This is a genomic window from Aeromonas sp. S12(2024) (assembly GCF_041402305.1).
GTDB classification, from domain to species: Bacteria; Pseudomonadota; Gammaproteobacteria; order Enterobacterales; family Aeromonadaceae; genus Aeromonas; species Aeromonas veronii.
This window is the reverse complement of sequence record NZ_JBGLRB010000013.1, coordinates 133,195-147,016: the sequence shown is the minus strand read 5'-3', so window position 1 is coordinate 147,016 and position 13,822 is coordinate 133,195. Positions and strand designations below refer to the sequence as shown.

The following is a 13,822-nucleotide window of genomic DNA, read 5'->3' as shown; positions in this document are numbered from 1 at the left end:
GCCGCTCGACTTGCATGTGTTAGGCCTGCCGCCAGCGTTCAATCTGAGCCATGATCAAACTCTTCAATTTAAGTTTGGTTGCTTCGAAAAGCGGCTCAATGAATTGCTGAAATAAACTGTTCGACTTCTTATTGCTAAGAAATCGTCTTGGTCACTTCACCAGACATTGAAAATCAAAAATTGTTTTTGATGTTCGATGCTGTGAGTGCCCACACAGATTGCTTGATTCAAATTGTTAAAGAGCGACGCAACAGTGTGTTGCTGCGGGAGTGGAATTCTACTCAACCGCCTTCTCGAGTCAAGCCTTATTTCAAAGGCTTTTCGAGGTTACCGACGAGGTTGTTTGCGTTGCCGCTTGCCCTGTCGATGTGGCGCATTATAGAGATCCAGCTCACATTGGCAAGGTTTTACCGCAATAAAATTGCAAAAAAGTGCAATTTCTTGGTTATTCATATCAACACACAGCCTTTATACAGACTTATCCACAGCCAAGGGTGAAGTGAGGACGTTTTACACCGGATAAATGCCTTACAAGGGTACTGGCCTGGCACTCATCCACCATTGCCGCACTGTCGCGTCTAACGCGCAGCGCCCTCGACATCTTCTATATAAGAACGCGTATGAGGCATATATAGAAGCGCTTATCCCAATCCAGCATCTTTGACCCAGCACGCCATCAGCTCGCCAGCGGGAAGATCCCGGCAGCCCGATACATCCTGCCCAGCCCAGAGCGGAGAGAAGCCACAGTCCCCCACCTTCTCGGCAGCAGCACGCAGCGGTGCCAGTGCGCCACTGGCATAGGGGAAGTGAGGGGCAAGATCCGAGAGCGGGCTCAGCTCACGCATCAGACGGTTGACGATACCCCGCGCTGGGCGGCCACTGAACAGATTGGTCAGTGCCGTCTGCTGGCCTTGGGGTGAGTGAAGGGCAGCGCGATGCAGCACCGAGGTGGTCGCTTCATGGCAGCAGAGAAAGGAGGTCCCCATCTGCACGGCACTCGCCCCCAGCGTCAGCGCGTTGGCGATCCCCTTGCCATCGACGATACCGCCAGCGGCGATCACCGGCAGATCGGTCACCGCGAGGATTTGCGCCAGCAGGGTCAGGGTGCTCTGCTGCAAGGCGAGATCATCGGAGAGGAAATGACCGCGATGACCACCCGCCTCCAATCCCTGAGCGATGATGGCGTCGGCACCGTGCTGAGCAAGCCAAATAGCCTCCGCCACCGTGGTGGCACTGGCAAATACCTTGGCCCCCGCAGCCTTCACCCGGGCAAGCAGCTCGGGTGCGGGCAAGCCGAAGTGGAAGCTGACCACAGCCGGTCTGAACTCGGCCAACATGGCGGCATGATCCTCATTGAAAGGTGCACGGCTTGGCGCCGTCGTAAGAGCTGGGGGCTGTACGCCGAACTCGGCATAGTAGGGAGCAAGGCGCTGCTGCCAACTGGCCAGAGCAACGGGATCAGGTTCCCGTTGCCGATGGCAGAAGAAGTTGATGTTAAATGGCCCAAGGCCGCTTTGGGAAAGGCACTCCAATTCGCCGCGCAGCTCCGCTGGCATGAGCATGGCGGCAGGCAAGGAGCCCAAGCTGCCCGCTCGGGTCACGGCAAGCGCCAGCTCGCTACCCTGCACACCGGCCATCGGTGCCTGAATAATGGGATAACGCATCCCCAGCTCGGCAAACAGGCTCATCCGTTCACCCCGAGCAACATTGCCCGTTCTTGCGGGCCAAATCGGTTGTTGCCATCCATCTGTCAGACTCCTTTCCGATAACCGTGGTTACACATCAGGCCCGCAAGGGGCCCGATGAAGAGAATGGAGGCTTAACGCACGCTGCGCAGCAGGAAATCCGGCTGACCGCAGGAGCGGCGCTCGCGCTTTTGCATCTCGGCGGAACAGGTGACCGCATCCGTCCCCTCTTTATTGACGCAGATGTAGATCTCCCGCAGGAAGCGGCCACCATCGGCGCACGCTACCGTGATGTTGTCGGGGGCCAGCCACTCGTTGGCGCTCGCCAAATCGGCCTTGAGCTGGAAACTGGTTTTGCGCAGCGGCTCTTCCGGGGATTGATAAGCCGCCGGGATCTTCACCTTCTGGCGCAAATCGCTCGCCAGCTGATGGAAGGCCTGCTGGCTCAGGCCGGAGCAGGTGCCGTGCTTCTCCCACTCATGGCGATAGAGAAAGCGGCTGGGGTAAAGGTCGGCAAACTCGCTCTCCATATCGGGATCTAGCCGTTCGCGGGTGCAGTTGCTGGGGTAACCGCGATCGTACTGGGGCCAAAGACCGTGCAGCACAAACCCCAGCTTGCGGGAACACTGGTCCCGATCGGCCGGTTTGACGGCACAATGCTCGGGCGACCAGGAGAGCGCCATGGCGTAATAGTCAAACGCCCCCGCCTCCCCTTTGGCCTGCACGGCCGAGGAGAGCAATAAACCACCCGCCAACAGGGCAATCATCTTCTTCATCTTTATATGTCCATCTAACGCGACTCGGGATAACAGCCATGCTCCCATATTCTGGCGACCGGAAACAGCCATGCCGAAACGGCATACGACAAGGGTCAGACCAGTCAGGGGTTTCACCAGAGGGCGAGCAGGGGTAAGCTGACCGACCGGTAGGCTCCTCGTCCACCACCAGATAATCCCTCTTGGCAACCACAGGATGTAACATGATCCGCAAGAATCCCTCCGGCCATCTGCCTGTCATCGACGAATCCGCCTATATCGACAAGACCGCCATCATCTGCGGCAAGGTGATCATCAAAGAGAATGTCTTTGTCGGCCCCTATGCGGTGATCCGCGCCGACGAAGTGGATGCCAACGGCGAGATGGAACCCATCGTCATCGGCGCCAACTCCAATATTCAGGATGGCGTGGTGATCCACTCCAAATCCGGCGCCGCCGTCACTATCGGCGAGTACACCTCCATCGCCCACCGCTCCATCGTCCACGGGCCGTGCGAAGTGGGGAACAGGGTCTTTATCGGCTTCAACAGCGTGCTGTTCAACTGCCATATCGGCGATGGCGCCGTGGTGCGTCACAACTCGGTGATCGATGGCTGCGATCTGCCGCCGGAGTTCTACGTCCCCTCCACCACCCGCATCAACCAGCAGAGCGATCTGACCCATATCCCGCGGGTTTCGGTAGATGCCGCCGAGTTCTCCGAGGACGTGGCCCACACCAATATCGATCTGGTCAAAGGGTACAAGGCGCTCTCCAACGAGTTCTGATCCCTCTGTATTCCCAGAGAACAAAACGGGCGCCGAGGCGCCCGTTGCTGTTTCTATCTCTACTTATATATGTGCTGGTCAGGAACACTTCTTCAGGCTGATATTCCAGTTGGCACCGGATTGCACCTGATGCTTGGCGGCGAAGCTGTCCATGTTCAGCGCCACCGACACCTGCAGCAGGCTGTTGAGGTAGACCAGCGGCTGACCTTCCGGCACATCGCCGAAGCTGCTGACGTAAGGGGCCTTGCCGTCATATTTGACCACATCCCCTTCGCGGATCTTGATGCAGGCGTTATCCCCCTTGTTGATCCCCGCCTTGGTCAGCAGGGCATCGTCGATATTGGTCCAGACGTTGCCGTACTGCACATCGAGGATCGGGATGGTGCCCTTGAGGGTGCCATCCTTCTCGGCTACCGCAGGCTGATAGGGGATCTTCACCACTTCGGCGGGCAGCAGCGGGCCGACCTGCTCGTAGCTGATGGCGCCGGAGGCGAGCCGTGCGCCGGTATAGGCGTACACATCACGGCCATGGAAGGTGTAAGACTTCTCGGAGCCCTTGAGGCGGTTGAGTTTCTCATCGATCTGGCGCACTGCCTCGATGCCGAAGTGCTCCGCCACCAGGGTCAACGTGCCGTTGTCCGGAGTCACGATGTAGTGGCCGCTCCTGGTCTTGAGCACTACTGACTTGCGCTCGGTGCCGACACCGGGATCCACCACGCTGACAAACACAGTCCCCTTGGGCCAATACTGCAGGGTCTGGTAGAGGCGGTAGGAGGCTTCCCAGATGTTGTAAGCCGGGATCTCGTGGGTCAGGTCATAGAGCGGCAGGGTGCGATCCACCCCGAAGGCAACCCCCTTCATGGCCGACACGGCGCCATCTTTGAGGCCGAAATCGGTCTGGATCACCAGCGCTTCGTTGGCGGCGGCGATGCCGCTTGCCAGCATGAGGGCGAGCGCAATGGCGCGGGGAGCGGTGCGAATATCCATATCTGAACTCCTGAATCATCTGAGGATAACGAAACGGCGACAGCCATTTAGACATCCAGACTGCCACCAATGGATTTTTTTGCAAGGGGTTTGCCACAAAGTGAGGGACGACTCGCAGAAATTGTGCTCGCCAAACGGCGACAGCGGGGGTATCAAAGGCAGAATTGGAAAACGTTTACAATACAGGAGCTCAGCACCATGACACAACCCGTACCGGAGATGATGACCCTGCTGCTGGAGATTGGTGAACAGAGCAGCCAGCTCTGGCTGAGCCAGCCAGATGCGGCCCCGTCACACTACCTGCTGGCCTTTGGCACCCACGCCATCCAGCCCGGACCGTTTCGCAATGCGCCACCCACCCTGCTCGAACTGGAGCGGGCCATCATGGTGGTGGAAGATGAGCTGATGCGCATAGCCCCGCAGATCCCGCCCGGCTTGCAGCTGACCCTGCGCAGCCAGCCGTCGCTGGCCGAAGTGCTGGGGGACAACCAGCTCGACCGGGATCTGGTGGAGCAAGCCTTTGGCCAGCTGGCCGCGATGGCGGAAGGGGATCCTCTCGCCGCCAACCAGCTACCCCGTGACGAGTACTTTGCCGCCGTGCTGCTGATCGTCAGGGAGTGGCTGCACCATCTGGCCAGCGAGAGCGTGCTGATCGTGGAGTAGGGATAAATAAGTGGTGAGGGCTTCAGCTTCTGGCAAGGTTTGTCGGTGGATCCTGTCGGGATTTCCTTCGCGTATACTTTGCCCGTATGGCGCCCGCGCCCCTATCGGTACTGCACCCAGACACCTATGACCTTATTTTCAGGTAATCCCCCAGCCTTGCGCTGGCCACCGGCGTTTGCTCGCCAGTTCATCGTCAAAGTGGCCGGATTGGCCCTGCTCGCCCTGACCGGGTTGGGCATTGTCTTCTACTACACCTATCTCACTATCCAGCACGACATGGATCTCATCACCGCCAGACAGAAGAACGTGTTCGAGGTCTTCTACCAGCGAGCCAAGATCCTCAAGGTGGAGAACATCACCAGCTATCTGGCACAACACCATCTGCTCGATCAGCCACCGCCCCCGAATAGCGTCGGCAGCGACTATCTCTACGGGTATGACCTCAAAAGCAAATACCGCTTTGCCGATATTCCGCTGCAATACCCGGCAGCCAATATCCTCAACACCTTCCGCTATGCCCTCTCTTATTCGGAGGTGATCAATATCTACACCATCTGGAATGACTACCGGCTGATCGGCATGGTGGCCGACAACAATGTGCTGCCCGCCAGACTGGCGCCGATCAAGGTGGATCTGATGACACTGCCCGCCTAGTATCACTACTTCGGTTGCGCCAGCTTTGCGCCCGGACGCCCCTTGTGCAGCGCCGATGAAGCCTTTGTCTCCGATATCGAGATCGACAGCTTCAGCATGCGCAACACCATAGTGATGTACTTCCCCTTCATTCATCAGTCGGGGCGCGGCGGTTACAAATACGGGCTGCTCGGTATCGACATCGCCGTCGATGAAGCATTTAACGATGTGCTGCGCCCCTTCGACACCATCAACCCGACCCGCACCAACATATCGTTTGAAGCCGCCGAGCCATGCCGCCCGAGGCATCTCTGCCTGAGCAAACCCTTTATGCGCACCAAGGCGGGGGATGATCTCTATCTGAAGTGGTCCTACAGCTGGTTTGATTTCGTCAAGCTGGCCCTGCAAAGTGCGGCCTTCAAGGTCTATCTCATCGTGCTGTTGCTGGGCATGGTGGCCTGGAAGCAGATCTACCTGCGGCTGCGCACCCTGGCGCACACCGACCACCTGACCCGGCTGCCCCGCAGAGATGTGCTCTGCCAGAGTCTGCTCCACGAGCACGACTACCTGATGATCCTCGATATCGACAACTTCAAGTCGATCAACGACACCTATGGCCATAGCGTCGGGGATCTGGCACTGGTCGCCTTTGCCCGCCACCTCAGAAGCAATATCCGCAAGGTGGACAGCGCCATCCGTTGGGGCGGCGAGGAGTTTATCGTGCTGTTCAAGGGGATGGAGGATGACGAGATGATGATCCACTCAGCTGGTCGCCTGCTGGATCGCCCATTGGGGATCTCCGAGCTGCCCACCCCCATCACCTTCTCCGCCGGGGTGATCCGCATTCGCGACTACCTCACCGTCACCGAGGCGGTGCATCTGGCCGACGAGCTGCTCTACCACGTCAAACAGCACGGCAAACACAACATCGCCTGCTATGAGGGCAAAAAGATCCGGCTGATCCGCCCATTACCGGACGACGCAGAGGCATAGCCGCCTTCTGCCGATCCCCCTGCTTCTGCTACCATCGCGGCCACGATCACTCACTGCATCGTGGCCGCAGGCCGCGATAACCCCGACTGGTGCCCCTATGTCCACAGCCTCCTTTGCCGAACTGGCCCTCTCCCCCCGCTTGCAGCAGACCCTGACCGAGCTCGGCTATGCCGCACCGACCCCCATTCAGGCTCGCGCCATCCCCGTCATTCTGGCAGGGCGGGATCTGATGGCGGGGGCCCAGACCGGCACCGGCAAGACCGCCGCCTTTGTGCTGCCGCTGCTGGAACAGCTGCAACAACAGCCACAGGCAGAGCCCCGCCCAATCCGCGCGCTGGTGCTGGTGCCGACCCGCGAGCTGGCGGTGCAGGTCGCCGAGAGCGTGGCGCGCTACGGCCAGGGCACCGGTCTCACCAGCACGCAAGTCTACGGCGGAGTGAGTATCGCGGCGCAGGTAGAGGCGCTTCAAGCCGGGGTGGATATCCTGATCGCCACCCCGGGCCGCCTGCTCGACCATCTGCGTCAGGGGACATTGAGCCTGGATAGCCTGCGCCATCTGGTGTTTGACGAGGCGGATCGCATGCTCGACATGGGCTTTATGGACGAGATTAAGGCGCTGCTCAAACAGATCCCGGTGGATCGCCAGACCCTGCTCTTCTCCGCCACCTGCGATGACAACCTGTTTGCCCTCTGCAAGGTGCTGCTGCGTGACCCCGAGCTGATTGAAGTGGCACCGCGCAACACCACGGCGGCCGAGGTGGAACAGCGGGTCTACACGGTGGATAGCGATCGCAAGCTGGCGCTGGTCGAACACATGCTGAAAGTGAAAGGGTGGGCACCGGCGCTGATCTTCAGCCGCACCCGTCAGGGGGCTGACAAGCTGGCCCAGCAGCTCGGCAAGGCGGGCATCAATGCGCTCGCCTTCCACGGCGATCTGTCGCAAAGCGCGCGAGAAAAAGTGCTGCTGGAGTTTCGCGCTGGCACCTTGCAGGCGCTGGTTGCCACCGACGTGGCGGCCCGCGGCCTCGACATCACAGATCTCAACTATGTGATTAACCTCGAGTTCCCGTTTGTGGCGGAGGATTACGTCCACCGTATCGGTCGCACCGGCCGTGCCGGCAACAAGGGGCTCGCCATTACCCTGTTCAGCCCGGAAGATGCGCCGCTGCTGGAGAAGGTGGAAGCGGTACTCGACACCCGCTTGCCCCAGCAGTGGTTCCCCGGCTTTGAGCCGGATCTCACCCGCTTCGAGCCCGAGCCGCGCCGCAATAGCAAGGCGGCTCAGAAGCAGCGCGCCAGAAAGCAGGCCCTCGCTGGCAACAAGGGTGGCAAGGGCAAGCGTTAAGCCTGCCCTGCGCCGCCAATAAAAAACGCCCGCACGGGCGTTTTTTGTTATCTGACAGGGGCCAGCTCTTGGCGAGTCACACCCTAACGGGTCGCCAGCACCAGTGGCAGGGATCGCAAGATCTGTCGCTCCGCCAGGGTCGAGAGGATAAACATCACCATATAACCGAGGCCCAGCGCCACGATAATCGCCACCACGTTGGCGGTGAACTCGGCCACCAGATAGTAGGCCGCAATCAGCGCCACTATGCCCGCCAGCCGGATCAACAAACTCTGGGTAAAGTGACCGTGAGCCTTGATATAGGCGAGCTGATAGCCATTGAGCATCATAAAGATAAAGAAGATGGAGAAGTGGAACAGCACAGGCACCGCCCCCACGTAGTCGGCGGGGAAGAACAGCAACACCAGCGGTTTACCCGCCAGCAGCATCAAGCCAAAGAAGGCCAGACTGACGATGGCGGAGAGACGGAAGATCCAGCGGCGAATAAGCCTTATCTGGCGGTGATCGCCATTGCGCAGATTGACCGCCAGCTCAGGCAGCACAAAGCGGTAGATGGGGAAGACAAACAAGGTGGTCATATAGGTGAAGATGGGGCGCACCACCACCTGAAAATCCCCCAGCTCGTCGATGCTGAAGTGGCGGATGGTGAGCAGCACAGTGATGTAAATCATCAGGATGCTGGCCCCCGCCTCCAGCGAGGCGGTAAAGCTCTTCTTCACATAGCTCACCATCTCTGGGCCGAGCGCCACCTTGGCCAGCGGCCTGGTGGCGATGGCCCGACGGCGCGAAACATACATATAACCGGCGATGGCGAGCGACGAGAAGGTCAGCCCGTAGAAGAGCGAGGCAAGCGCATCCATCCCCAGTCCGAAATAGCAGGCCATAAACAGCAGACCGTTGGCCAGCGGCTCCAGCCAGGTGACCCGGTTGGAGAGCGCATACATCCGGTACATGGCCACCAGATTGGTGAAGTAGACCTTGAGCCCCAGCCCGAAGATGACCCCCACCAGTTGCAGATACTCCACTCGGATATGGAGCCCGTGCTTGATATAGGGGATCACCGCCCCCCAGGTGAGCAGCACGATGCCGATGAGGAAGTAGCGGAAGATATTGATGATGTCCCGATCGTTCTTGGTCTGGGAGTAGCTCACCACCATGGAGGAGCGAAAACCTGTCATCAGGATAAAGGAGAGGGAGATCAAATCCACCACGCTGTTGAACAGCGCCAGCTCCCCCTTGGCGACCCATTGCGCCAGCCACACCTTGAAGGCGAAGCCGATAACGATGCTGACCAGCGAGGCCCACATCCCGGTGATAAAGGCCTGCTTGAGGCGCGCGAGAGAGGCGTATTGCATAACGAAAATGGATAACTTTCATGGAAAAGAGAGAGGGCCATCTTATGAAAGCCTCCCTCCCTTGAACAGCGTTAATGCCACGCACTCACAGCCACCAAAAAAACCGCAAACGCAAAAGGCCCGCTTATTTCCTGAAAGCGGGCGTTTTGTGGTGTGCCGTTATGGCTGCTGATTGCAGCGATGACACGGCTTGCTGCCAGTCTGTCGCGCAACCCTTATGACTGCGGCGCCGCCTTGATCAGCTCTTCATAGTGATCAATCAGCTCGGGGCCGTGCAGCGGCGAGTCGTGACCGCCAATCACCGTCTTGATCGGCAGCTTCATCGCCTTGAGTCGCTCGATGGTCTGCGGATACTCCTTCACATTGGCAAAGCTCAGGTTACCCAGCTTCTCCTTGAGGATGCAGTTGCCATAGAGCACCTGCTCGTCGGGGAAGTAGACAAAGATGCCGTCCGGCGTGTGGGCCGGGCCCGCGAAGAAGGCGCGCACCTTGCCCTCTTGCAGGGTGAAGTCGCCATCGTGCACCACGTTCGGCAACACCAGCGGCAAATCCGGGTACTCCGGCAGCCCCTTGCGGGTAAAGGCGACAATCTCGGCCCAGTCGCTCTTCATCAGATCCCGGGTCTGGCGCGTCGCTACCACCTTGGCCCCGATGGACTTCCAGTAGGCATTACCGCCCGCCCGGTCGGTGTGGTAGTTGGTGTTGATCACCTCCAGCACCGGCTTGCTGCTGACCCGTTTGATCAGCTTGTGCAGCTCGCGGGCGGTATCCGGCGTCCAGGTCGCCCCCACCACAGTCACCCCCTTGGCCCCGAAATAGACCATGGAGTTCTCTTTGACGTAGTAGTTGTCTTCAACAACATAGACAGGGCCGCTCACCTGTTTGAGTTCGATCCCCGCCGCCCGCACGCTGCCACCCCAGAAACTCGCCATCAGCACCACGGCTCCGGCCAATGTGCACTTCATCCAACCTTTCATCATCTTGCTCCCTCGAACCAACCGCCCCCTCGCCACCCCTGTGGCAAGCCGGGCCTTTTAAGCAGTGAGCAGAAGATACGGGGGATTTGTGAGGGGAAAATGAGGTTGTGTGAAGAGAAGGTGAAGTCTGGGGGAAGTCTGGGGGAAGTCAGGGGAAAGTCCGGAAAAATCGGCAACGACCTCCTGTTCGCGAATGTCCGAATACGCTGCGCCATTCAAACCTACAACACAGATAGCGGCCCCTCACCCTAGCCCTCTCCCGAGGGAGAGGGGATGGCCCGTGCCAATTCCCCCCCCACCCGAACCTCGTACGTAAAGCACAACCAGCGGAGCCTATTTGCTCCCTTCTCCCACTCTTGATCACAAACAAGGGGAGAAGGGCCGGGGATGAGGGGAAGGTAACAATAAGTCACATCATGTAGGGACGATTAGCGCAGCGTAATCGTCCGTTTACCGCGAATATCCTGTTAGCAAGAGAAGCAGGAACCCCTGAGCACCTATAGCTTACAAAACATCATCTGCCGTAGTTCACACAACAAAATTCAAAAGCTTCATTCAAAGCCAGTACAACTGTACAATACACCAACTAATATTTTTGTTTTTATTGAGGTAATTCAATGGCAATCCCCAAAGTCTTTGTAAGTTCAACTTGCTATGACTTACAGGAAGAACGCTCACAGTTAGAGAGGTTCATATATAACCATGGATTTCAGCCTATCCTTAGTGAATATAGTGGCGTTTATTATGACGTCGATACTCATACACATGAATCTTGTGTCAATGAAGTTTCTAATTGCGATATGTTCGTCTTGATAATATCAGGGCGTTATGGTGGAAAATTTAAAGATGGAAATGGAGAATCCATAACACAAGCAGAATACAATAAAGCAAGAGAAGTTGGCCTACCAATATTTACATTTGTAAAAGCAGATGTTTTTTCTGCACAACATTATTACAAAGAAAATTTGCGCATTCATGGTGAAGTCTTTGCAAATAAAATAAGTTACCCCGCAATAGAAAAGCAAAGTGATGCGACTTCAATTTTTTCATTTATTGATATCGTCCACCGAGCCAAGACAAACAATGGAATAGAAAAATATCAGTCTTTTAGCGACATTGAGTCTCACCTAAAGAAACAATGGGCTGGGATGTTCTTCTCGTTTTTACAAAAGAGAAAAGAACATGACAAAGTTGAAGCAATGACATCCATCTTAGAGAAATTGGCAAACTCATCGACAAAACTTGAAGCTCTGGTTAGTAGTCTCCATAACAAAGAAGTCGGAGAGGCAGAGACATCAAAACTCATAAATAATTCTATAGAATCGTCTCTGGGCATTGAATTTTATTCCATCCTAATTGAATCACTCAGCGAATCCGTATGGAATGAAGATGCTGATGACTATGAATCTACTATTAGAGAAAAAACTGGGTCTATAGCTTACACAGAAAAAGAAAATGATCTGGCAAGCTACTTAAAAAACATGGAAAACATTGTTTTTATTCAAAAAGAAGACTCACAAAACACTATGGGCAATCACATGATTTGCTTTTCAGACTCCGAGCTTGCTGGTTTTATTCCTGATCGAAACTGGCATAAACTAGTCAGGATATATAAGGGAGTTATAAAATCGACCAATTTCAACACCCTTCACTCTTGGTATGAAGACGCCCTTAAAGAGCACTTTCAGCTATGAAAACAATCATTCCATGATTAATAATAAATCCTTTTTATCCATGGAAGGGCTAAAAATAAAACCACCCTCATGTGGGGTGGTTTTATTATCACCAAACTAACACTGGTTATTTATCCCCAGTAACCACTTACCCCAACGGCGGCGTCCGCGGCGGCACCATACGCTTGTTGCCGGTGGACTCGAAGGCCGAGGCGAAGCGCAGCAGGTTGTTGTCGTCATAGGCACGACCGGCGAAGGTCAGGCCCACCGGCATACCGATATCGGCCATCACGCCCATGGGGACGGTGACGGTCGGCACGCCGAGATGGCGAATGGCGAGGTTGCCGTTGGCGACCCAGATGCCGTTGCTCCAGGCGATATCGGCAGAGGCCGGATTCACATCCGCGTCAGCCGGGGCGACGTCGGCAACGGTCGGGAACAGCACGGCGTCGAGCTTGAGCCCGTCCATCCAGTCCTCCAGGTCCAGCTTGCGGGTCTTCTCCAGACCGCGCAGGCCATCCGGCACTGTGACGATCTCGTCCCAGGATTTCAGGCCACGCTTGGCCATATTGACGTACTCGTCCATGCCCGCCGCCAGATCGCCCTCGCGGTTCGGCAATGTGCCCGGATCGTGGGGGAAGATCTTCGGCCCATCGACATCGGCCAGCTTGTTCAACTTGGGATCGCCGTTGGCGCGCAGGAAGTCGTCAAACGCCCAGCCGGAGAGCTCCCACAGCTCGTCGTTGAGAAACTCCGGGCTCACGATGCCGCGATTGAACACGGTCGGCGCGCCGGGTCGGTCCCCTTCGCAGTTGGAGACCAGCGGGAAGTCCACTTCGATGACTTCGGCGCCAGCGGCTTCCAGCGCCTGACGAGCCTGCTCCCACAGCGAGATCACGGTCTCGCGGGTATGGATGCGCTGACCGGTCGGGCCGCCGATACCGGGGTTTTCGCTGGTGCCAGCCAGTTCATCCTTGTTGATAAACATGCGCGGCACGCCGAGGCGCTTGCCCTTGAGGGCATCGGGCTTGGCAGCCAGCTCCAGATAGGAAGCCGGACGCACTTCAGAAGCCTTGGGCAGCTGCACCCAGGGCTGCATGCGCCACAGATCGCCACGGGTATCGGCATCGTCGGCCACTACTACGTCGAGCACTTCCAGCAGGTCGTTCATGGTGCGGGCATAGGGCACCACCACATCCATGGTCGGGGTCAGCGGCCAGTTGCCGCGCACCGAGATGACGCCACGGGACGGGGTGTAGGCACACAGGCCGTTGTTGGAGGCAGGGCCACGGCCGCTCGACCAGGTCTCTTCCGCCAGACCGAAGGCAGAGAAGCTGGCGGCGGTGGCAGTACCGGCCCCGTTGGAAGAGCCGGAAGCAAACGGCGCGGTCAGGTAGTCGGCGTTGTAGGGGCTCTCGGCACGGCCATAGACGCCGCGCTGCATGCCGCCATTGGCCATCGGCGGCATATTGGTTTTGCCAAGGCAGATGGCACCGGCGGCGCGCAGCCGCTCAACGGTAAAGGCATCGCGCTGGGCCACCAGATCCTTGAAGGCCGGGCTACCGGAGGCGGCTGTCAGCCCCTTGACCAGATAGCTGTCTTTGGCGGTGTAGGGGATGCCATCGAGCGGGCCCAGAGTCTCGCCACGGGCGCGGCGGGCATCGGAAGCCTCGGCCTCTTTCAGCGCATCGGGATTGGCGACCACCACGGCGTTGAGTTTGGTGGCAGTCTCGGGGCCGTTGTAGGCCTCGATACGGGCCAGATAGGCCTTGACCAGTTCGACCGCTGTGGTGCGGCCTGATTCGAGCGCGGCACGCAGCTCGGCAATGGAAACCTCGGTCACTTCGATCATTTAGGATCTCCTGTAAAAGGGTGACTGTTTGTCATGATGATCGCCGCATCTGCGCTGGCGACCATCACACCATCAAGAGATAAAACCCCACGGCGTGGGGTTTTGAATTTCTACACTCT

The 13,822-nt window shown here is 57.6% G+C and carries 12 protein-coding genes and 1 rRNA gene; 6 read left to right on the top strand and 7 right to left on the bottom strand.

Annotated features, from left to right (window positions below):
• From ACB035_RS13975 to ACB035_RS13965, 3 genes are all read right to left on the bottom strand, one after another.
• Positions 1 to 70 (bottom strand): 16S ribosomal RNA (locus ACB035_RS13975); the annotation flags it as partial.
• A 571-nt stretch (positions 71 to 641) separates the two neighbouring features.
• Positions 642 to 1,688, bottom strand: coding sequence for an NAD(P)H-dependent flavin oxidoreductase (locus ACB035_RS13970; protein WP_371167488.1), 1,047 nt, complete (start codon positions 1,686 to 1,688; stop codon positions 642 to 644).
• 131 nt (positions 1,689 to 1,819) lie between these two features.
• Positions 1,820 to 2,461, bottom strand: coding sequence for a ribonuclease (locus ACB035_RS13965; protein ID WP_101529592.1), 642 nt, complete (start codon positions 2,459 to 2,461; stop codon positions 1,820 to 1,822).
• 203 nt (positions 2,462 to 2,664) lie between these two features.
• On the opposite strand from ACB035_RS13965, the gene ACB035_RS13960 reads away from it, so the two are divergent.
• A complete protein-coding gene (locus ACB035_RS13960) occupies positions 2,665 to 3,225 on the top strand; it encodes a carbonate dehydratase (RefSeq protein ID WP_005343397.1) in 561 nt (186 codons plus the stop codon).
• 78 nt (positions 3,226 to 3,303) lie between these two features.
• Here ACB035_RS13960 and ACB035_RS13955 read toward each other — a convergent pair whose 3' ends face one another.
• Positions 3,304 to 4,212: an S-adenosyl-l-methionine hydroxide adenosyltransferase family protein gene (locus ACB035_RS13955; RefSeq protein ID WP_371167487.1), complete on the bottom strand. Its 909-nt coding sequence runs from the start codon at positions 4,210 to 4,212 to the stop codon at positions 3,304 to 3,306.
• A 198-nt stretch (positions 4,213 to 4,410) separates the two neighbouring features.
• Here ACB035_RS13955 and ACB035_RS13950 point away from each other — a divergent pair, with 198 nt between their 5' ends.
• From ACB035_RS13950 to ACB035_RS13935, 4 genes are all read left to right on the top strand, one after another.
• A complete protein-coding gene (locus ACB035_RS13950) occupies positions 4,411 to 4,875 on the top strand; it encodes a hypothetical protein (RefSeq protein WP_371167486.1) in 465 nt (154 codons plus the stop codon).
• Between the two features lie 126 nt (positions 4,876 to 5,001).
• Entirely contained in the window at positions 5,002 to 5,529 is a 528-nt protein-coding gene (locus ACB035_RS13945) for a hypothetical protein (protein WP_371167485.1), read from the top strand.
• A 42-nt stretch (positions 5,530 to 5,571) separates the two neighbouring features.
• Entirely contained in the window at positions 5,572 to 6,501 is a 930-nt protein-coding gene (locus ACB035_RS13940) for a GGDEF domain-containing protein (RefSeq protein ID WP_371167484.1), read from the top strand.
• A gap of 97 nt (positions 6,502 to 6,598) precedes the next feature.
• The gene (locus tag ACB035_RS13935; RefSeq protein ID WP_371167483.1) at positions 6,599 to 7,846 is read left to right on the top strand and encodes a DEAD/DEAH box helicase; all 1,248 of its coding nucleotides are present in this window, start codon (positions 6,599 to 6,601) and stop codon (positions 7,844 to 7,846) included.
• An 83-nt stretch (positions 7,847 to 7,929) separates the two neighbouring features.
• Here the strand turns inward: ACB035_RS13935 and ACB035_RS13930 are convergent, their stop codons facing one another.
• Entirely contained in the window at positions 7,930 to 9,201 is a 1,272-nt protein-coding gene (locus ACB035_RS13930; protein WP_371167482.1) for a hypothetical protein, read from the bottom strand.
• Positions 9,202 to 9,416: 215 nt separating this feature from the next.
• Positions 9,417 to 10,181 (bottom strand): CphA family subclass B2 metallo-beta-lactamase, encoded by a 765-nt coding sequence (locus tag ACB035_RS13925; RefSeq protein WP_371167481.1) that lies wholly within the window; start codon positions 10,179 to 10,181, stop codon positions 9,417 to 9,419.
• 614 nt (positions 10,182 to 10,795) lie between these two features.
• Between ACB035_RS13925 and ACB035_RS13920 the strand changes: the two genes are divergently transcribed.
• Positions 10,796 to 11,872, top strand: coding sequence for a DUF4062 domain-containing protein (locus ACB035_RS13920; RefSeq protein ID WP_236353997.1), 1,077 nt, complete (start codon positions 10,796 to 10,798; stop codon positions 11,870 to 11,872).
• Positions 11,873 to 11,999: 127 nt separating this feature from the next.
• Here the strand turns inward: ACB035_RS13920 and ACB035_RS13915 are convergent, their stop codons facing one another.
• A complete protein-coding gene (locus ACB035_RS13915; protein ID WP_371167480.1) occupies positions 12,000 to 13,703 on the bottom strand; it encodes an amidase in 1,704 nt (567 codons plus the stop codon).
• Positions 13,704 to 13,822 lie beyond the last annotated feature (119 nt).

Bases quoted from the DNA above. Each gene is read 5' to 3' on its own strand.
- ACB035_RS13970 (WP_371167488.1), bottom strand. From the start codon at position 1,688: ATGAGCCTGTTTGCCGAGCTGGGGATGCGTTATCCCATTATTCAGGCA.
- ACB035_RS13965 (WP_101529592.1), bottom strand. From the start codon at position 2,461: ATGAAGAAGATGATTGCCCTGTTGGCGGGTGGTTTATTGCTCTCCTCG.
- ACB035_RS13960 (WP_005343397.1), top strand. From the start codon at position 2,665: ATGATCCGCAAGAATCCCTCCGGCCATCTGCCTGTCATCGACGAATCC.
- ACB035_RS13955 (WP_371167487.1), bottom strand. From the start codon at position 4,212: ATGGATATTCGCACCGCTCCCCGCGCCATTGCGCTCGCCCTCATGCTG.
- ACB035_RS13950 (WP_371167486.1), top strand. From the start codon at position 4,411: ATGACACAACCCGTACCGGAGATGATGACCCTGCTGCTGGAGATTGGT.
- ACB035_RS13945 (WP_371167485.1), top strand. From the start codon at position 5,002: ATGACCTTATTTTCAGGTAATCCCCCAGCCTTGCGCTGGCCACCGGCG.
- ACB035_RS13935 (WP_371167483.1), top strand. From the start codon at position 6,599: ATGTCCACAGCCTCCTTTGCCGAACTGGCCCTCTCCCCCCGCTTGCAG.
- ACB035_RS13930 (WP_371167482.1), bottom strand. From the start codon at position 9,201: ATGCAATACGCCTCTCTCGCGCGCCTCAAGCAGGCCTTTATCACCGGG.
- ACB035_RS13925 (WP_371167481.1), bottom strand. From the start codon at position 10,181: ATGATGAAAGGTTGGATGAAGTGCACATTGGCCGGAGCCGTGGTGCTG.
- ACB035_RS13920 (WP_236353997.1), top strand. From the start codon at position 10,796: ATGGCAATCCCCAAAGTCTTTGTAAGTTCAACTTGCTATGACTTACAG.
- ACB035_RS13915 (WP_371167480.1), bottom strand. From the start codon at position 13,703: ATGATCGAAGTGACCGAGGTTTCCATTGCCGAGCTGCGTGCCGCGCTC.